The following is an 18,669-nucleotide window of genomic DNA, read 5'->3' as shown; positions in this document are numbered from 1 at the left end:
GGTCACCCGCGCGCGATGCGCGGCGATGCTGGTCCGGATTTCCTGCACACCCTCCAGCCGCTCAAGCGATGTGCGCACGATCCCCGCACAGTGATCGCTTCCCATGCCGGGGATTGTGAGCGTGGCGCTGGCCTCATTGCGCCGCAAGAGTACGTCATGTGTCATTATTTTCTCCTGCCGATCGGTCTGTTTTCAGGGCACAAGCACCCCGGATAGCGGGTGGGCGGGGCCGTGATCTCGGCCACGTCAGATCCGGCATCGCGCCTTTGTCGGAATGATGATCTCATCCGCCACTGCGGCCCTGTGCCGCGACAGCGACACACACCACAGGCGCGCGAAGCGCCGGTCGCGCGTCAGGCGAGGATCGGCGGATGCAGGATCGGCGGATGAGACCGGCTCGCCAGACCGGTCCGGCCCGTCACCCGCCTCAGCACGGCATAGCCGCGTGGAAGATCGTGGCGGGCCTGCCCGACAGGCGCGCCCAGGCCATGACAGATCGACAAGGCGCAATCGGCATGCAAAGTGCCATGATCCGCGTCATGGCAGCACATCGGGTCGGCAATCGCCTGCGCGGCCTCGATCGGCTTGACCGTATCGGCAGGATGCGCCTGCACCGCCGCGCCGCCGGTTATACCGGGAAAGGCAATCCCGAGAAACATGAGCAGCAACGCCATGCGCGTCAGCGCGATGAACGCGGGGAACCGTAACCGGATTGTGCGGCCGCGCATCATCAAGAGCAGGCTTCCTTTCATGCCGAGTATAGACAGATCCTACGAATTTACCAGATTCGGAATGATCTGGATCAAGCGCCACAGATGCAACGCCGCCCCCCGAACCCCGGCTTACATCCCGTCGTCGTCATCACGGACTGGACAACCCTGGGAGGATCACGCTAGGTCGCCCGGGTCAGAAAGGTTGATTCAGGCGCTTTGCTCAGTGGCGTCTGCGGGTTGCCACCCGTGCGGAGCGGCCCGACAGGTCGGTCTGCCTTGTCTGCCGGAGCGCGGCAAGGCTTCACCTGCGGTGAAAGGTCTGGATGTAACATGGTGTGCGGCATAGCCTCGGGGCGCGCGGGCGGGTCACCACCGATCGGCGAAGGGCGTGGCTGCGGCGCCGGGCACAGGGTCGCAGCCTGCGCGCAGGGATTGGCGAAACACAAAGCGACGGGACAGCAACATGAAACGCGCCTTCATCACCGGAACCGCCGGCTTCATCGGCTTTCACCTCGCCGAACTGCTGTTGCAGGAGGGATGGCAGGTCGCCGGCTATGACGGCATGACCGACTATTACGATGTCGCGCTGAAACAGCGCCGCCATGACCTGCTGCGCCAGCATCCCGGCTTTCACGCGACCGAGGGTCGCCTGGAGGACGCGCCCCTGCTGACCCGCACGCTGACGGCCGCGAACCCGGATGTGATCGTGCATCTCGCCGCACAGGCCGGAGTGCGGTATTCGATCGACAATCCGCGCGCCTATGTCGACGCCAATATCGTGGGCACGTTCAACCTGATGGAGGCGGCCCTTGCCGCGCGGCCCGCACATCTGCTGATGGCCTCGACCTCCTCGGTTTATGGCGCGAACACCACGATGCCCTATGCCGAATCCCAGAAGGCCGACACGCAGATGTCGTTCTACGCAGCCACGAAGAAGGCCAACGAGGCAATGGCCCATGCCTGGGCCCATATTCACGATTTGCCGACGACGATGTTCAGGTTCTTCACCGTCTATGGCCCATGGGGGCGGCCCGACATGGCCCCGTCCAAGTTTACCCGGGCAATCCTGAAGGGCCAGCCCATCGACATCTACAACCACGGCGACATGTGGCGCGATTTCACCTATGTCACCGATCTGGTGCGCGGCATCCGCCTGCTGATCGACGCGGTTCCGGGCGAGGGGCCCGCCGTGGCCGGGGACAGCCTGTCGCCGGTCGCCCCGTGGCGAGTGGTCAATATCGGCAACTCGCGCAAGGAACGGCTCGAAGACTTTATCGCCGCGATCGAGGCTGCCACCGGCCGCCGGGCGATCCGCAACTACATGGACATGCAGCCCGGCGATGTCCCCGCGACCTGGGCGGATGCCTCTCTGTTGAAGGCGCTGACCGGGTATGCACCGCAAACCGACATGCGCGAGGGGATCGCCCGGTTTGTCGACTGGTATCGGGAGTATCACGGTGCATGACACCCCCGGCAAGCCGTCCCTTCAGCACCGAATCGCCGCTCGTCTGTCTGGCGGGGGTTCCGGCGCGGTGTTCCGGGGCATGGCGACACTGGCGGCGGGCAGCGGCGTCGCGCGCCTGATCGGCCTCGCCTCCATCCCGATCCTGACACGCCTCTATTCCCCCGAAGATTTCGGTGTCATGGCCGTTTTCAACGCCCTCATCCAGCTCCTGATCCCGCTCGCGACGCTGCGCTATGTCATGGCGCTGCCCCTGCCCCGCAACGACCGCACGGCCTTTGCGCTTCTGGTTCTGTGCCTTGGCCTTGCCGCCTGTCTGTCGGTGCTGGTCGGGGTCGTGCTGCTGGCGGGTGGGCCGGTCCTGTTCGCCTTCATGTCGATGGAAAGCCTGCTGCCCTTCTGGTGGCTGGTGCCGCTCGGCATGATCGGGGCAACAGGCTATGAGACCCTGACCATGTGGGCCACGCGGCAGCGCGAGTTTCGCGTGATCGCGCGCACCCAGATCGCACAATCGGCGGTCGGAGAGGCGCTCAAGATCGCGCTTGGCCTGCTCATGCTCAAGCCGCTGGGTCTGTTGATCGGGCAGATTGCCGGTCAGGGCTGCGGAAGTTCGCGGCTGATTATGTCGTTCCGCCCCGACCTTGCCATCCTCTGGCACCGCTTTCGCTGGCGGCAGATCCTGGCGGCAGCGCGACGCTACAGGGGCTTTCCCGCCTATCGTCTGCCGGCGCAACTGCTGCTGGTATATTCCATCCAGGCACCGCTGCTTTTTGCGGCCTACCTGTACGATTCCGCGACCACTGGCCAGCTGGCGCTGGCCATCATGGCGGTGTCGCTGCCATTCCTGCTGGTCGGGCAAGGCGCAAGCCGGGCGTTCTACGGCCATGTCAAGGGCCTCGGGCCGAGCGGAACCACGCCGGTGCTGTGGCGCGTCCTTCAGGTGTCGGCGGTGCTGGGAGGGCTGATGGCGCTTGCGATCCATCTTTTCGGAGAGTTGATCTTTGCCCTCATGTTCGGCTCTGACTGGCGCTTCGCGGGCGAACTGGCGGAGATTCTTGCGCTCATGCTTGTCCTCCAGTTTCCCGCCTCCATCACGATCGAGCTGAACAACATCACGCGCGGCCAGCGATTCTTCTTTCTGGTTTACGGGGTGCGCGCCCTGGGGATAACGGCCGCGTTTCTTGCCGCCGACGCGCTGCGCCTGCCGGTCGCCGAGACCATGATGCTCTATGTCGGGTTCATGCTGATCCAGTATGCGCTCGTGCTGACGATGACCATATCCGGCGCCAGACGGCTGGAACGGGCAGGCCGATGATCGACGCAGACCCACCGCAAGGAAACCTGACATGACCCAAGGGAAAACACTGATCTGGGGCTTTTACGACCAGGGGAACATCGGCGACGACCTGATGGCGGCGATGGTCTGCGAGTTGGCCGAACAGGCCGGCGGTCGCCCCGTCATCCTTACGCGCAACCCGCGCTTCGCCGACATGGGCTATGCAACAACGGACAGCTTGCAGGGGCTCGAGGTCGATCGCATTCTTCTGGGCGGCGGCGCGTTCTTCAAGACAGGCGGTCCCGCCGCGTCCGCGATCGAGCGCGCCATCGCCGATCTGGCCCGGTTCATGACCGAGAACGGGATTCCGGCCTTCGGCGTCTCGATCGGCAGCGATGGCGTCGATACTCTCCGCGACTTGAGTCCGGCCCGGAAATCCGTCGTGGAAAGCCCATGTTTCCGCGGTGCCTGCGTCCGGCTGAAGGCCGATCTGGCGCTCGGGCTGCCGAACCTGGCCTACCTGCCCGACATTGTCCTTTGCACGAAAGAGGCCACCGGGCAATTTGCGCGCCTGCGCGTCATCGACCCTGGCCCTGACGCGCCCGAGACCCTGATCAACCTCTCCCGCAGAAGCGCCTTGCAGATCCCGCGCGCGCTCTGGCTGGCGCGGGGCCAGCGAGCGGCGTTCTTTCGCGCACATACCGGCCCCTCTCCGACCGGCGGAGAACTTGTGCTGCCCTTCTTCCGTGACGTGAACGAGAATTCCATCAACAAGGCGCTCGGATATCTCCAGCGCGCACCAATCATCTGTTCATCCAAGCTGCATCCAGGCGTGATCGCGATGTCGTTCGGCAACCGCTTCGTGTCGATCTCGCCACGTCCCAAGACCCTTGCCTTTCTCCGGCAGAACGAGGGCACCGGGGTCAGCCTCGCACCCTATCTGGCCGCGATCTCCGGCTTCCTGAATGGTGGGTAAGATGGGCGGCGGGCTGGTGGTGCCGATGACCGATTGCAGGGACAAGGGCGCAAGGTGAAGGTTCTTCTCATTACCAAGACCCTCGGAAAGGGTGGGGCCGCAACCGGGGCCCGCAACCTTGCCGACGCGCTCCGGGCCGCAGGGGCCCGCGTCACCCTCTGCGACGCCTCGGCCCATCTGCGCCGTCGCCCGCTGCGGGCGGTGCGCCTTGCGGAACGTGTCTGCGAACGGCTTTTTCACGACGCCGAGACCCATTGCATGCGCCTTGGCCCTGCAACCTTCGATCTGGAAGGGCTGTTCGAACGCCACCGCCCCGATGTCATCCAGCTTTGCGACGTTTCGGCCAACACGATCCGATTTGGCGACATCGCACGGGTGCCCTGCCCCGTGGTGCATCGTCTAAGCGATTTCTGGCCCTATCACGGCGCGCGGCACTACGCGCAGCAGCCGCCCGCCGCCCCATCCGGTGCCGACCGGCTGCTGCGGCTGCTGGCATTCGACGGCACATGCCTGCCCGATTGCCGCGTCGCGCCGTCCCGCTGGCTGGCCGAACGGCTTGGCCCCGGCCAGGCAGAGGTGATCCACAACGCAGTTGCCATCCCCGAGGGCGTCGGCCCGCGCCCACCCCATCGCGGGCCGATCCGGCTTGGTTTTGTCTCGGGGCAGGTGATGGATCCGCGCAAGGGATTCGACAGCCTGCCGCCCTTTCTCGGGGCGTTGGCCGCACAAGATCGCACCCCGGTCGAGCTGCATGTGTTCGGATCGCGCCCGCGCGACGGGCTGCCGGAGTTTCCCGTCATGAAACCCGTCTGGCACCCCCCCTTCAGCCGCGGCGAGATCGGCGCCGTGCACGCACAGATGGATATTCTGCTCTGCCCGTCCCGCCTGGACAACTCACCCAATGTCGTGACCGAGGCGCTCGCCCATGGCGTGCCTGTGATCGGACAGCGGGGCACCGGGATGGACAGCTACATCACCGACGAGACCGGCGCGCTGGTGGAATTTCACGATGCCAGCGCCACCGATCACGCGCATTTCACGCGGGAGGTGCTGCGGCTTGTCGGCGATCACGCGCGGTATTCGCGCAACGCGCTGGATTATGCGCGAACCATGCTCCACCCGGCCGTGATCGGCCGCCGCTACCTTGCCCTTTATGACCATTTGAAATCAAGGAAATCGCCGTGAAAATCTCCGTCATCATGGCCGCTTACAACTCGGGGGCCACCATCGGCCCGGCGATCCGCTCGTTTCTCGCGCAGGACCACCCCGACAAGGAACTGATCGTGGTGGATGGCGCTTCGCAGGATCAGACCGCCGCCGTTGTCGCGGCCCTTGCCAGCCCCGACATCCGCTTTCACAGCGAACCGGACAAGGGAATCTACGATGCCCTCAACAAGGGCATCGCGCGGGCCACGGGCGAGGTCATCGGAATCCTGCACACCGACGACCTGTTCGCGCATGACCACGTTCTGACGCGGGTCGCGGCGGCGTTCGAGACGCCGGGGAGCGACGGGGTCTATGGCGATCTGGAATATGTCGCGCGCGACAATCCCGCTCGTGTGATCCGCTACTGGCGGTCGGGGCATTACCGGCCAGACCTGCTGCGCCGAGGGTGGATGCCGCCCCACCCGACCCTTTTCCTGCGGCGCGAGGTGTTCGAGAGGCACGGCAGCTATGACACCAGCTTTCGGATTGCCGCCGATTTCGAGGCGATCCTGCGCTGGCTGGTCAGGGCCCGGCTGAACTTCGACTACATTCCCGAAGTCCTGGTGCGCATGCGGGTCGGTGGCGAGAGCAACCGCTCGCTTGGGCGCATCCTGCGGAAGAGCCGCGAGGATCTGCGGGCGATCCGGCGCCATGAAATCGGCGGGGTGATGGTGTTGCTGTCAAAGAATTTCGGCAAGCTGGGGCAGTTCATCCGGCGCGCGGACCCACCTGCCGATACCCGTATGTGAAACGCCAGATAAAAGGAGGGGGCCGTGGCCCCCTCAGTCTCGCGGATCGGGTCATGATTGACTGCCCGACCATGGTTTGTTGCCTGTCTCCGATCCGCGTCGGGGGCGAGCGCACCCGCCCCTGAACCTTTTGTTCACTCCGCCGCGAGGGGGTGTGCCCTCGCCAAGTGAACCTGAATCTTGAAGTGATTCTGTCCAAGCACGTGCCCGTGAAAATGGGAAACGGCGCCATCGAATTGGCCTTCGAGGTAGAGGTCAAACACCTTTCCGACAGAAGGTCCAAAAACAGAGGGATAACCCTCCACGTGCTGTTCCACACGAACGGTGCCCACAAGACGCGATCCAACCTCGCGAAACGAGCCCGTAAAGATATAGCCGGAGTCCCCGCCCGTAAGTTGCAGGTCTTTCAGCGTGATCACACCTGCGCCCCAATCTTGGGAGCCCTTGAACTGCACCGTGTAGGTGCCATCATAGTTATGAGACATGTCATCTCCCTTTCAAGTTATCCACAGACCGCTAGCATAAGCTGGTGGCAAGTCTGTGATTAAGTCAGCACGCTATTGATCCGTGATCTCGTCCATGGTCTTCCGTCAGTATCGACCCGAGAGGGCCGAGATTCGCTTGTCCCGCAGCGTGCTATGCTAATGCGGGATGGGCCGGGGATCGGTGCGCTAACACCGATCCCCACCCCTCAATCTACTCAGCTACACCCGCTCGTCGATCCGCAGGTGTTGCACTTCATGCAGGTGCCGTTGCGCACAAGCGTGTAGTTGCCGCATTCGCCGCAGGCCTCGCCCTCGTAGCCCTGCATCCTTGCCTTTGTGCGCGCATCCATCGAGACGGTGGCGACGGTGGCGGTGGCGACGCTCGCCTGCACGGTTTCGGGCACCAGCGTTTGCAGCGCCACCTCGGCATCATGTGAGAACATGCCCGTGGTGCCGGTGGCCTGCCCGCCCTGGAACACCACAAATTCCTGCGGCAGCCGCTTGCGCAGATAGCCGGTCGAGCTGATCTGCTTGAGAACTTCGAGCGACCGCGTCGCAGCTTCGTTCGACATCTCCTTGATATTGCGCACGCCTTCCTCTTCGCCCCGACCCAGATCGTCGAACGACGCGCCCGAGGGTTTGACATGGGCAAGATCGGTCCGGTCGAGATAGCTCACCGCCAGTTCGCGGAAGATGTAATCGAGGATCGAGGTGGCGTTCTTGATGCTGTCATTGCCCTGCACCAGCCCTGCGGGCTCGAACTTGGTGAAGGTGAAGGCATCGACGAATTCCTCGAGCGGCACGCCGTATTGCAGGCCCACGGACACGGCGATGGCGAAATTGTTCATCATCGCGCGGAAACCGGCGCCTTCCTTGTGCATGTCGATGAAGATCTCGCCCAGCTTGCCGTCCTGATACTCGCCGGTGCGCAGATAGACCTTGTGACCGCCGACAATGGCCTTTTGGGTATAGCCCTTGCGCCGCTCGGGCAGCTTTTCGCGGGCGGCGCGGATGATCTCCTTGATCACCACCTTCTCGACGATCTTCTCGGCCAGAACGGCGGCCTTCTCCTGCGCGCTGCCTGATTCGAGAATCTCGGCCGCCTCGTCGTCATCCTCCACCAGCGCGGCGGCCAGCGGTTGGCTCAGCTTGGAGCCGTCGCGGTAAAGCGCATTGGCCTTGACCCCCAGAGACCACGACAATTCATACGCCTTCTGGCAATCCTCGATGGTGGCATCGTTGGCCATGTTGATCGTCTTGGAGATCGCGCCCGAAATGAAGGACTGTGCCGCCGCCATCATGTGAATGTGGCTCTCGACGCTCAGATAGCGTTTGCCCTTCTTGCCGCAGGCATTGGCGCAGTCGAAGACATGGTAATGCGAAGGGTCGAGATGCGGCGCACCTTCCAGCGTCATCGTCCCGCAGACATGGTCGTTGGCGACCTCTATGTCGCGGCGCGAATAGCCCAGATGCGCCAGCAGATCGAAGGTCGGATCGTTGAGCTTTGCCGCCGGAATGCCGAGCACACCGGTGCAGAACTCCTCTCCCAACGTCCACTGGTTGAACACGAAACGGATATCGAAGGCCTGCCCCAGCGCCGCCTCGACCTTGGCCAGCTGCGCCTCGCCAAAGCCGTGGCCGATGAGCGAGGTGTGGTTGATCCCCGGCGCGTTTCCGATCGTGCCGTGACCGACCGCGTAGCTGACGATCTCCTCGATCTGCGCCGGGCCATAGCCCAGCTTTTCAAGGGCTGCGGGCACCGATTGGTTGATGATCTTGAAATAGCCGCCGCCGGCCAGTTTCTTGAACTTCACGAGCGCGAAATCCGGCTCGATCCCGGTCGTGTCGCAATCCATCACCAGACCGATGGTGCCCGTGGGCGCGATCACCGATGTCTGCGCATTGCGATAGCCGTGCTTTTCACCCAGTTGGAGCGCCTCGTCCCAGCTTGCCATCGCCAGATCGACCAGCCGCGCATCGGGGCAGTTCTTGTGATCGAGCGGCACGGGTTTCACCGCCAGCCCCTCATAGCCCTCGGTCGCGCCATAGGCCGCGTTGCGGTGGTTGCGGATCACGCGCAGCATATGCTTGGCATTCCGCTTGTAGCCTGCAAAGGCACCCAGCTCGCCCGCCATCTCGGCGCTGGTGGCATAGGCCACGCCGGTCATGATCGCGGTCAGCGCCCCACAGAGCGCGCGGCCCTCGTCGCTGTCATAGCCAAAGCCCATGTTCATCAGCAAACCGCCGATATTGGCATAGCCCAGACCCAGCGTGCGGAACTCATAGCTCAGTTGCGCGATTTCCTTGGACGGGAACTGCGCCATCGTCACCGAAATCTCCAGCGTCACGGTCCAGAGGCGTGTGGCGTGCATATAGGCGTCGGCGTCGAACTTGCCGTCCACATAGAACTTCAAGAGGTTCATCGAGGCAAGGTTGCAGGCGGTATCGTCGAGGAACATGTATTCCGAGCAGGGGTTGGAGCCCCGGATTTCGCCATCCTCGGGGCAGGTATGCCAGGCATTGACCGTGTCGTGATACTGGATGCCCGGATCGGCACAGGCCCAGGCGGCATGACCCACCTGCTCCCACAGGTCGCGCGCCTTGATCGTCTTGGCCACGGACCCATCGGTGCGGTTGATCAGAGCCCAGTCCGCATCCTCCTTGACCGCCTTGAGAAACGCATCGGTGACGCGGATCGAGTTGTTGGAATTCTGCCCCGAAACAGAGGCATAGGCCTCAGAGTCCCAATCGGTGTCATAGGTCGGAAACTCGATGCTGCCATAGCCCTGTTTGGCATAATCGAGCACGCGCTTCACATAGGTTTCGGGGATATACGCCTTCTTCGCGCCGCGAATGGCAGTCTTGAGCGCGGGGTTCCTCGACGGATCGACCGCATCCTCGGAGGAGCCGTCCCATTCCCGGATCGCCGCGAAAATCTCGTTGAGTTTCGCCTCATGCGTCTTGGAGCCGGCAACGATGCTGGCAACCTTCTGCTCTTCCTTCACCTTCCAGTTGATGAATTCCTGAATGTCGGGGTGGTCGGCATCGCAGATCACCATCTTGGCCGCGCGCCGCGTGGTGCCGCCCGACTTGATCGCGCCCGCAGCGCGGTCGCCGATCTTGAGAAAGCCCATCAAGCCGCTCGACTTGCCGCCACCCGACAGCTTTTCGCCCTCGGCGCGCAGGCTGCTGAAATTGGTCCCCGTGCCAGAACCATATTTGAACAGCCGCGCCTCGCGCACCCACAGATCCATGATCCCGCCATCGCCAACCAGATCGTCCTTGACCGATTGGATGAAACAGGCGTGCGGCTGCGGATGCTCATAGGCAGAGGTGGATTTGGTCAACTCGCCGTTCTCGAAATCCACATAGTAATGGCCCTGACTTGGCCCGTCGATGCCATAGGCCCAGTGCAGCCCGGTGTTGAACCACTGCGGCGAGTTGGGCGCGGCCATCTGCATCGCCAGCATCACGCGCATCTCGTCGTAATAGGCGCGCGCGTCCGCCTCGGTGGTGAAATAGCCGCCCTTCCAGCCCCAATAGGCCCAGGCGCCGGCCAGCCGGTCGAACACCTGCTTTGCGCTGGTCTCGCCACCAAAGCCGTCATTGTCCTTCGCCGCGACCGAGCGCCAGAGGAACCCGGGCACGCCCTTTTCCTTTACGCGGGACAGCTTGTTGGGCACGCCCGCCTTGCGGAAATATTTCTGCGCGATCACATCGCTCGCAACCTGGCTCCAGCCGGCGGGGACCTCGATCGCGTCAAGGCGGAACACGGTGCTGCCGTCAGGATTGCGGATTTCCGAACTCGTCGTCACGAAATCCATCGCGGCATAGGCATCCTGTCCTGCGGTGGTGAATTTGCGTTCGATCTTCATTATCGCTGTCCCGTCCTTGAATGGCCCCATGGCCCGTTATGCTATTCGCGCCTCGTGCCGCGACAGATCCGGCCCTGCACCAGACCGATGTCGTCTGGCGGCGATGGTGCCCGGAAACCCGGCAATGGCTCTGTTTGGTCCGAATATCCCTGCCTGGGCCAACCACTATATCTTGTGGCCTTGCTGCCCGCCCACACAAATTGACGTAGACAGCCCGAACGGTCAACGGAAAAAATTGCCAATTTGGCAGAAAAAGGATTTGACCGGCACTGCCGCAAACCCGCCGTTCACACGCCTGTGATTCCTCCACAGAACCGCCCACAGGGCGAAATCCATGGATCAAGGGTACTTAGCCGGAAAACCTGAGAAATTGGTGGAAGATGCCCGCGCCGATCGCAGGGGAAGGTGGTCGGGGCGGCGAGATTCGAACTCACGACCCCCTGTACCCAAAACAGGTGCGCTACCAGACTGCGCCACGCCCCGGACCACGCGACCAGATAAGCCCGTTTGCCGGCGTTGAAAAGCGAAAAGCGCGCCGTGCTCAGTCGGCGGCGCAGGGCCAGGCGGCGGCGTCCTGATCAACCGCCGGGTGACGCATTTCCCAGCCCTCGCTGATGCCGATACGCCGCGCCAGCCCGCCGTTGATCTCGAGCACGGTCTGAATCCCGTCGCCGCCCATCACCGGGCGCTCGTCATGGGGCTGCGCCTCGTGGCCGATCCGACGCACCGTGCCGCTCGCATCCATGAAAATCATGTCGAGCGGGATCAGCGTGTTCTTCATCCAGAAACCCACCGGGCGCGGGCTGGGATAGACAAAGAGCATCCCCGCCGATGTCGGCAGGCTCTCGCGATGCATCAGACCCTGCGCGCGGGCGGCGTCGGTATCCGCCACCTCGACGCGAAACAGCGCCTCGCCCCCTGGCCCGCGAAGATGCACCACATCCTCGCTGCACGGCCCAGCCGAGACCGCGCCCCCCACCAGAACGAGCAGCGCCGCGCCGATCAGTCGCTTGATCGAGATATCGCCGTTTCCCATCCACAGACCTCGGTTGCCATGCGACCTCTTTTACCATCGATCACCCGAATGGCCAGCGCCTCTCCGGGCTGGACATCGGCAAGGCCCGAGCGGCGCAGCACCTCAACATGCAAAAACACGTCCTCGGCGCTGCCGAATGTGTTGGCAAAGCCGAACCCCTTGCCCTTGTCGAACCACTTCACGCGCGCAGGCACCAACGGCGCGGCGCGGATCACCTCGGGGTCGAGATCATCAAGATCGGCCAGGCCGGTCTGTTCCATATCGTCGGGCGGTTCAATCGCATGAACCTGCACCGCCTGACGCCCGCGTGTGGTCTGCTGCACGTCAAGTTCCACCCCGGCGCGATCGGCAATCGAGCTTTGCCCGAAATTGCGCAGGACATTGGCATGCAGCAGGATATCGGGTCCCCCCTCATCCGCCAATACAAAGCCAAAGCCCTTGACCGGATCGAACCACTTCACCCGCCCTCTGACCCGGCGAATCTCTTCATCTGTCGTCACTGTGTCCTACCTAACAGCCTGCATCCCCCAGACCAGGCCAAGACTTGCTTTATGTTTCGCACCTCTTGCAACCCAAAAATACCATTCAATTACAATACATTGCATTTCACGCAACGCGAAATTCAAGGATTGAGCCGCTGTATATGCCAGGCGTCCCCGGGCATTGCGCGCCGCCAGACGAAACGGTCATGCAGCCGGAACGCCCCGTCCGCCCAGAGTTCAATCTCAAGCGGGGTGATCTTGAACCCTCCCCAAAAGGGAGGGCGCGGCGGATTTGCGCCTTTCAGGGCCGTGACCTTGGCCACCTCGGCCATCAGATGCCCCCGCGATGACAACGGCTCGGACTGGCGCGACGCCCAGGCGCCAAGGCGACTCCTGAGCGAGCGCGAGGCGAAATAGGCATCGGCCTTGTCGCCCTCCTCGCGCGCGACCATGCCTCGCATGCGCAACTGCCGACGCAGCGATTTCCAGTGCAGCACCCCCGCCGCCATCGGATGCGCTGTCAGTTCCCGCCCCTTCGCTGACCCGTAATTGGTATAGAAAACAAATCCATCATCGGCGATTTCCTTGAGCAGAACCATCCGCACATTGGGCATCCCACCCTCGCCCACACTGGCAAGCGCCATGGCATTGGGGTCGTTCACCTCGGTCCTTTCAGCCTCGGCCAGCCACGCCCGCGCGATCCCGAACGGGTCATCTCCCGCGAAAATGCCGTCTCGTTCCATCGTCGTCTCCGCCCGTTGTTCGCGCCGCCATCATGCCGCGCGATTCGATATGGTCAACAACATTTACCAAAATCACCCATCACGCACGGCCCTTGATGCACCCTGCCCAATCGCCTAAAGGTCAGGAAAATCGCTGAGGGCGGGGGCTGGGAATGTCGAACAATCTGATGGCGGGCAAACGCGGGCTGATCATGGGCCTTGCCAATGACAAGTCGATCGCCTGGGGCATTGCCCGCGCTTGCGCCAATGCGGGTGCGGAACTGGCCTTCAGCTATCAGGGCGATGCGCTGAAAAAGCGCGTCGATCCGCTGGCGGCGGAACTGGGGTCCACCATCGTTCTGCCCTGCGACGTGGGCAACATGGCCTCGGTCGATCAGCTCTTTGCCGATCTGGGCAGCCATTGGGACAGCCTCGATTTCGTGGTCCATGCCATCGGCTTTTCCGACAAGAACGAATTGCGCGGGCGCTATGTGGACACCAGCCGCGACAATTTCCTGATGACCATGGACATCTCGGTCTATTCCTTCACCGCCGTGATGCAGCGCGCGGAAAAGATGATGGGCGAGGGCGGATCGGCCCTCACCCTCACCTATTACGGCGCCGAACAGGTCATGCCGCATTACAACGTGATGGGCGTGGCCAAGGCCGCACTTGAGGCGTCGGTCAAATACATGGCCGAGGATCTGGGCAAGGACGGCATCCGCGTCAATGCCATCAGCGCGGGACCGATCAAGACGCTGGCCGCCTCCGGCATCGGCGATTTCCGCTATATCCTGAAATGGAACGAACTGAATTCGCCGCTACGCCGCAACGTGACCATCGACGATGTGGGCCGCTCCGCGCTCTACCTCCTCAGCGATCTGGGTTCGGGCACGACCGGCGAGACGCTTCATGTCGATGCGGGCTATCACATCGTCGGCATGAAGGCCGTCGATGCGCCCGATATCTCGACCACCTGAGGAGGCGAGGACATGACGCCTGACCGCCTGCCCCACGAGAAAGGCTTTCACGTCAGCTGGGACCAGATCCATCGCGACGCGCGCGCGCTGGCCTGGCGACTTCAGGGCGTGGCACCCGAGGGCGGCTGGCGCGCGGTGGTGGCGATCACACGCGGCGGCATGGCCCCCGCGATGATCGTGGCGCGCGAGCTGGACATCCGCACGGTCGATACGATCAGCGTGAAATCCTACAACCACCAGACTCAAACCGAACCGCGCGTCATCAAGTCGCCCGACATGGGCATCGTGGGCAACGGCGAGGGCGTGTTGATCGTTGATGATCTGGTCGATACCGGCCGCACGCTCGAAGTGGTGCGCGCGACCATGCCGCGCGCCCATGTGGCCACCGTCTATGCCAAGCCAATGGGACGCGCGCAGGTCGATACCTTCGTGACCGAGGTAAGCCAGGACACCTGGATATTCTTTCCGTGGGACATGGCGCTGCAATATGTGGAGCCCTATCGCGGGGCGTGACATATAACCAAAAAGGCCGCGCCCGAAAGCGCGGCCTTGGCGTTTCCTGAGACCCGTCTCAGCCCTTGCGTGCCTTGAGCGCCGTCCAGCCGCCCCAGACCACCATCGCGGCGATCACGGCCTTGACCACATCGCCCAGCAGGAACGGAGCCATCCAGTAGGCCCAGAGGTCAGGCAGCGCCTTGCCCATCGCCAGAGCGGGCCAGGCGAGGCCGGGAATATAGAGCAGCGCCGAAACCGCGATTCCGACCAGCGCCGTCGAGACCACGCCGCGCGCGACCCCGCGCTCGACCGCCAGACCGGCAAGCCAGGCCATCGCCACGAAGCCATAGAGGAAACCGGCGGTCGGCCCCACGAGCGAGGCCGCGCTCTGCGCGCCCGCGAATACCGGCAGCCCCATCGCGCCCTCGGCCAGATAGGCCAGAACCGTTGCCGCCCCGAGACGCGCGCCAAAAGTGAGGCCCACGATCAGGATCGCCAAGGTCTGAAGCGTCAGCGGCACCGGGAAGAAGGGCACGCTCACCTGTGCCGCCAGCGCGATGAAAAGCGAGCCGCCAAGCACAAGACCCGCCTTGCGGGTCAGCGTGTCGTGACCGATGACGGCCTGAGTGAGAACCTGTGCGCGCATTCCGCGTCCCTCCATTGTTCCATTTGTCGGCCTGACTTTTTCGCCGCAGGCGCGAAAAAGTCAAGCGATAGTCCTTGATCTGCGGGCCTTGAGGTGGGATTTGCCGTTCATGACCGAAGCCCACGATATCCCTGTTGCCCTCGTCACCGGCGCCTCGCGCGGGCTGGGGGCGGCCATCGCCGAGGCGCTCGCGCCCGCCTATCACGTCGTCGCTGTCGCCCGCACCGTGGGCGCGCTCGAAGAACTGGACGACCGCATCAAGGCGCGCGGCGGGCAGGCCACGCTTGGTCCCATGGACATTACCAATCGCGACGCCATGGCGCAGCTGTGCCGCGCGATCCATGACCGCTGGGGCCGTGTCGCGCTTTGGGTCCATGCCGCAATTCACGCGGCACCCCTCAGCCCCGCCGCGCATCTGGGCGAAAAGGACTGGGAACGCTCGATTGCCGTCAACGCATCGGCCACGGGGATTCTCATCCCCTTCCTCGCGCCGCTTCTGGGCGAGGAAGGCCAAGCGGTGTTTTTCGACGACGCGCAGGCCGGGGCCAAGTTCTTTGGCGCCTACGGCGCGACCAAGGCGGCCCAGATCGCGCTCGCCCGAAGCTGGCAGGCCGAAAGTGCGAAAACCGGCCCGCGCATCCATATCCTCGCGCCCGCGCCGATGCCCACGGCCACACGCGCGCGGTTCTTTCCCGGCGAGGATCGCGAAGCCCTTGCCCATCCCCGCGACGAGGCCGCACGACTTCTGCGCGCTCTGGACCTGTAAACGGTCCCGAGGGCCTATCCCAGCGCCTTGGCCAGACGCGGCAGCCGCGCCTTTTTCAGGAGCGGGCGCATCTGCCAGTCGTGATCCGAAAGCCGCCGCGCCTTGGTCAGAACCTCGGCCGCCACACCGGCCACAAGCACCGGTTGCGCCTGCCATATGCCGTGGAGAACGGCGTCGGGATCGGCGCGCCACAGCCCCTCTTCGGCAAGGATGTTGCGCGGAAAATCGCGGGCATTGAGCGTCAGTATCCCGTCGGCGTGGCCCGCGATGGCGGCGGCAAGCACATGGATATCCGCCGGATCGGGCAGGTAAAGCCGCGCCTCGAGTCCCGACGGGTAGGTAATGCAACCTCTGGGCCAGCGCGCCGCCATCAACGCGGCCTCGCCCTCGGCCTGCGCTCGTGCGTCCGGCCCGTGACGCGCCGCGGTGTGCTGCCACTCCGCCAGAAGGCGCGGCGACCAGAGCGGCGTGAAGGCGCCGTGCGCCGCCACGCCCAGCAGCATCTCGCGCATCACCGTGGGATAAAGCACGCAGGCGTCGAGAACGACCTTCATAGCCGGTAAAACAGCGCCTTGAGATAGCCCGACTCGGCCAGGTGCGGATGCAGCGGATGATCGGGCCCGGCAAAGCCCGTGTGGATGAGCGCGCCCGCCCGTCCCGCCCGACCGATGCCGCGCGTGCAGGCGGTGCGGAATTTACCGAGATCGGCGGCGTGCGAGCACGAACAGAGGCCCAGATAGCCGCCCTCTGCCACCAGCCCGGCGGCCAGCCGCGCCACCCGCTCATAGGCGCGCAGGCCCTTGTCCAGCGCCGGTTTCGAGGGTGCAAAGGCGGGCGGGTCGCAGATCACCACGTCGAACCGCTCTCCCTCGGCGGCCAGCGCCTCCATCGTGTCAAACGCATCGCCCCGGCGGGTGGCAAGACGGGCGGTCACGTCCATGCGTGCCGCGCCCTCCGCCGCCAGCCCGAGCGCGGCTTGCGAGCCGTCCACCGCCAGCGCGCTCTCCGCCCCCCCGGCAAGGCAGGCCAGCGCAAAGCCACCCACATGGCTGAACATGTCGAGCACCCGCGCCCCTCGCGCCAGCCGCGCAGCAAAGGCGTGGTTGGGTCGCTGGTCATAGAAGAGACCGGTTTTCTGGCCACCCGTGAGATCGGCCATATATGTGGCCCCGTTCATCGGCACCGGCACCGGACCATCCGGCGCAGAGCCTGCCAGAACCGCGCTCGCATCGTCGAGACCCTCAAGCGCGCGCGCGCGCCCCGAGGCGTTCTTGAGCACCGTTGTAACGCCCGTCACCGCCTGCACGGCGGCGGCCAGATCGGGCAGCAGCGCATCGGCCCAGGCGGCATTGGGCTGCATCACCGCAACATCACCGAACCGGTCGATCACCACGCCGGGCAGGCCATCGGCCTCGGCATGGACTAGGCGGTAATAGGGGCTGTCAAAGAGCCGCGCGCGCAGGGCATGGGCACGCGTCAGCCGCGCGATCAGCCAGTCTCGATCGATCCGCGCGCCCGCATTCCGGTCAAGCATCCGCGCCACGATCTTCGAGGCAGGATTGACAGCGACCACGCCGAGAGGCGTGCGCTCCGCATCCTCCAGCACCGCGATCGTTCCAGCGGCCAGCGCGCGCGTGCGCCGATCGGTCACAAGCTCGTTGTCGAAAACCCAGGGGCTGCCGTGGCGGATGGCGCGGGCATCGGTCTTGGGCAAAAGGCGGATCACGGGATAAGGGGGCGGTGTCATGCCGCCCCCTTTAGGCCCTTTGCCCTGCCTCGAAAAGCTCAGAGTTGGTTGATCGCGCCCATGAGGCCGAGCGCCTGCGCACGATAACCACTCTCGGCGCCGAGTTCCTGATGGATCACCTTGGCGAGATGCTCGGTGATACGCACCTTCTGGGTGATTCCTTGCCGCTCGGCATCAATAGCCGCTTGTCCGCCAAGGGCGCGGAAATCGGCCTTGACGAATCTCGGCGCGGTGAGGGCCGCGCCGGTCGTGGCGTCACGCAGCACATAGGTGAACTGGATCGCGTGCACCCCGCCGATGGTATAGCGGGCCTTTTCGCTCAGCGCATGAAAGCGGCTCAGCTCCACATCGAGCACCACCGGGACAGCGCCTTTCGGCAGGCTGTCGATCCCGCGCATGAAGGCGGTTTCGAGGATCTGCTTGACCTGTGCGTGACGATCACCCGGTGCGTCCTCGCGCCAGACGATATCGCCGCCCGGATAATAGCGATTCGCCTCCGATACCTTCAGCGATTGCGGCACAGACACGCGCACTGCCTGCACATCCAGAGATACCGCCGCCGGTTTCAGCATCTGCGTATCGAGCGGCGTATTTCGGGTGGCGGTTTCTGGGGCCGCGCAGGCGGCCAGGCCAAGCCCGAACATCAGCGCAACACAAAGCTTCACAAGGCGCATATCATCCTCCATGGGCAGAGCCTCTTTTCATTCAACCCATGGATGTGCTCCGAATAGGGCGCATTTAAGACAAATCCGGTATATTCCAGTGGCAGGAACCCTGCTCAGTCGCGCGGACGCGACCGCCAACCGCCGCGGCGGCGCGGGCGCGCGGCACTCTCCAGCCCCTCGCGCAGAACGGCGGTCATCGGGTGGTCTGGATTCGCGGGCGCGTGACGGGCGATCAGCGCCTCAAGCGCCATACGCACCTCCTCGCCCTCGGGCACCGACAATGCCCAATCGAGAAAGACCGACCGGCACTCGCCCGGCCCGATTCCCTCGATCCGATACGCCTCGCGGATCAGTCCCTTCGCGTCATGCCGTTCGCCGCGTGCCATGG

20 protein-coding genes and 1 tRNA gene are annotated in these 18,669 nt (G+C 64.2%); 8 read left to right on the top strand and 13 right to left on the bottom strand.

The annotated features are described in order from the left end of the window. Together KAK09_RS19130 and KAK09_RS13325 are read right to left on the bottom strand one after the other, a co-directional pair. On the bottom strand, positions 1–165 hold a 165-nt coding region (locus KAK09_RS19130; RefSeq protein ID WP_210879437.1), incomplete at its 3' end, for a heavy-metal-associated domain-containing protein. A gap of 188 nt (positions 166–353) precedes the next feature. Beyond that, on the bottom strand, positions 354–731 hold the full coding sequence (locus tag KAK09_RS13325) for a hypothetical protein (RefSeq protein ID WP_210879432.1): 378 nt from the start codon (positions 729–731) through the stop codon (positions 354–356). A gap of 445 nt (positions 732–1,176) precedes the next feature. Between KAK09_RS13325 and KAK09_RS13320 the strand changes: the two genes are divergently transcribed. Genes KAK09_RS13320 through KAK09_RS13300 form a run of 5 tightly spaced genes read left to right on the top strand, consistent with a single transcriptional unit; the run spans position 1,177 to position 6,382 of the window. Then, entirely contained in the window at positions 1,177–2,178 is a 1,002-nt protein-coding gene (locus KAK09_RS13320; RefSeq protein WP_210879431.1) for a GDP-mannose 4,6-dehydratase, read from the top strand. After that, positions 2,171–3,490 carry a lipopolysaccharide biosynthesis protein gene (locus KAK09_RS13315; protein ID WP_210879430.1) on the top strand — a complete coding sequence of 440 codons (1,320 nt, stop codon included), beginning with the start codon at positions 2,171–2,173 and terminating at the stop codon, positions 3,488–3,490. Before KAK09_RS13320 ends, KAK09_RS13315 begins: the two co-directional genes overlap by 8 nt. Before the next feature lie 31 nt (positions 3,491–3,521). Then, on the top strand, positions 3,522–4,427 hold the full coding sequence (locus tag KAK09_RS13310) for a hypothetical protein (protein WP_210879429.1): 906 nt from the start codon (positions 3,522–3,524) through the stop codon (positions 4,425–4,427). 54 nt (positions 4,428–4,481) lie between these two features. Further along, positions 4,482–5,612 (top strand): glycosyltransferase family 4 protein, encoded by a 1,131-nt coding sequence (locus KAK09_RS13305; protein WP_210879428.1) that lies wholly within the window; start codon positions 4,482–4,484, stop codon positions 5,610–5,612. Next, a complete protein-coding gene (locus KAK09_RS13300) occupies positions 5,609–6,382 on the top strand; it encodes a glycosyltransferase family 2 protein (protein WP_210879427.1) in 774 nt (257 codons plus the stop codon). The genes KAK09_RS13305 and KAK09_RS13300 overlap by 4 nt, the downstream gene beginning before the upstream one ends. Positions 6,383–6,516: 134 nt before the next feature. Here the strand turns inward: KAK09_RS13300 and KAK09_RS13295 are convergent, their stop codons facing one another. The 6 genes from KAK09_RS13295 to pdxH all read right to left on the bottom strand — a co-directional run bounded on the left by KAK09_RS13295 (position 6,517) and on the right by pdxH (position 13,003). Further along, the gene (locus KAK09_RS13295; RefSeq protein ID WP_210879426.1) at positions 6,517–6,867 is read right to left on the bottom strand and encodes a GrlR family regulatory protein; all 351 of its coding nucleotides are present in this window, start codon (positions 6,865–6,867) and stop codon (positions 6,517–6,519) included. A gap of 215 nt (positions 6,868–7,082) precedes the next feature. After that, positions 7,083–10,742, bottom strand: coding sequence for a vitamin B12-dependent ribonucleotide reductase (locus KAK09_RS13290; RefSeq protein ID WP_210879425.1), 3,660 nt, complete (start codon positions 10,740–10,742; stop codon positions 7,083–7,085). A gap of 406 nt (positions 10,743–11,148) precedes the next feature. Then, positions 11,149–11,225: transfer RNA gene (locus tag KAK09_RS13285), tRNA-Pro, on the bottom strand. 58 nt (positions 11,226–11,283) lie between these two features. After that, a complete protein-coding gene (locus KAK09_RS13280) occupies positions 11,284–11,778 on the bottom strand; it encodes a DUF192 domain-containing protein (RefSeq protein WP_210879424.1) in 495 nt (164 codons plus the stop codon). Further along, the gene (locus KAK09_RS13275; protein ID WP_210879423.1) at positions 11,745–12,278 is read right to left on the bottom strand and encodes a cold shock domain-containing protein; all 534 of its coding nucleotides are present in this window, start codon (positions 12,276–12,278) and stop codon (positions 11,745–11,747) included. The genes KAK09_RS13280 and KAK09_RS13275 overlap by 34 nt, the downstream gene beginning before the upstream one ends. Positions 12,279–12,400: 122 nt before the next feature. After that, positions 12,401–13,003 carry a pyridoxamine 5'-phosphate oxidase gene (gene pdxH, locus KAK09_RS13270; RefSeq protein WP_210879422.1) on the bottom strand — a complete coding sequence of 201 codons (603 nt, stop codon included), beginning with the start codon at positions 13,001–13,003 and terminating at the stop codon, positions 12,401–12,403. Between the two features lie 152 nt (positions 13,004–13,155). Between pdxH and fabI the strand changes: the two genes are divergently transcribed. Further along, entirely contained in the window at positions 13,156–13,962 is an 807-nt protein-coding gene (gene fabI, locus KAK09_RS13265; protein WP_210879421.1) for an enoyl-ACP reductase FabI, read from the top strand. Between the two features lie 12 nt (positions 13,963–13,974). Further along, positions 13,975–14,475: a xanthine phosphoribosyltransferase gene (gene gpt, locus KAK09_RS13260; RefSeq protein WP_210879420.1), complete on the top strand. Its 501-nt coding sequence runs from the start codon at positions 13,975–13,977 to the stop codon at positions 14,473–14,475. A 58-nt stretch (positions 14,476–14,533) separates the two neighbouring features. Here the strand turns inward: gpt and KAK09_RS13255 are convergent, their stop codons facing one another. Beyond that, a complete protein-coding gene (locus KAK09_RS13255; RefSeq protein ID WP_210879419.1) occupies positions 14,534–15,103 on the bottom strand; it encodes a biotin transporter BioY in 570 nt (189 codons plus the stop codon). 109 nt (positions 15,104–15,212) lie between these two features. Here KAK09_RS13255 and KAK09_RS13250 point away from each other — a divergent pair, with 109 nt between their 5' ends. After that, a complete protein-coding gene (locus KAK09_RS13250) occupies positions 15,213–15,869 on the top strand; it encodes an SDR family NAD(P)-dependent oxidoreductase (RefSeq protein ID WP_210879418.1) in 657 nt (218 codons plus the stop codon). 14 nt (positions 15,870–15,883) lie between these two features. Here the strand turns inward: KAK09_RS13250 and KAK09_RS13245 are convergent, their stop codons facing one another. From KAK09_RS13245 to KAK09_RS13230, 4 genes are all read right to left on the bottom strand, one after another. Continuing rightward, positions 15,884–16,423: an RSP_2648 family PIN domain-containing protein gene (locus KAK09_RS13245; RefSeq protein ID WP_210879417.1), complete on the bottom strand. Its 540-nt coding sequence runs from the start codon at positions 16,421–16,423 to the stop codon at positions 15,884–15,886. Further along, on the bottom strand, positions 16,420–17,616 hold the full coding sequence (locus KAK09_RS13240) for an RSP_2647 family RNA methyltransferase (protein ID WP_210879416.1): 1,197 nt from the start codon (positions 17,614–17,616) through the stop codon (positions 16,420–16,422). The genes KAK09_RS13245 and KAK09_RS13240 overlap by 4 nt, the downstream gene beginning before the upstream one ends. Before the next feature lie 38 nt (positions 17,617–17,654). Next, on the bottom strand, positions 17,655–18,302 hold the full coding sequence (locus tag KAK09_RS13235; protein ID WP_210879415.1) for a DUF6778 family protein: 648 nt from the start codon (positions 18,300–18,302) through the stop codon (positions 17,655–17,657). A gap of 92 nt (positions 18,303–18,394) precedes the next feature. Continuing rightward, on the bottom strand, positions 18,395–18,667 hold the full coding sequence (locus tag KAK09_RS13230; protein ID WP_210879414.1) for a hypothetical protein: 273 nt from the start codon (positions 18,665–18,667) through the stop codon (positions 18,395–18,397). Between the last annotated feature and the right edge of the window lie 2 nt (positions 18,668–18,669).

The organism is Roseovarius autotrophicus (assembly GCF_018069895.1).
GTDB classification, from domain to species: domain Bacteria; phylum Pseudomonadota; class Alphaproteobacteria; order Rhodobacterales; family Rhodobacteraceae; genus Roseovarius; species Roseovarius autotrophicus.
The sequence above is the reverse complement of the archived record's forward strand: the minus strand, read 5'-3'. Positions and strand labels throughout refer to the sequence as shown.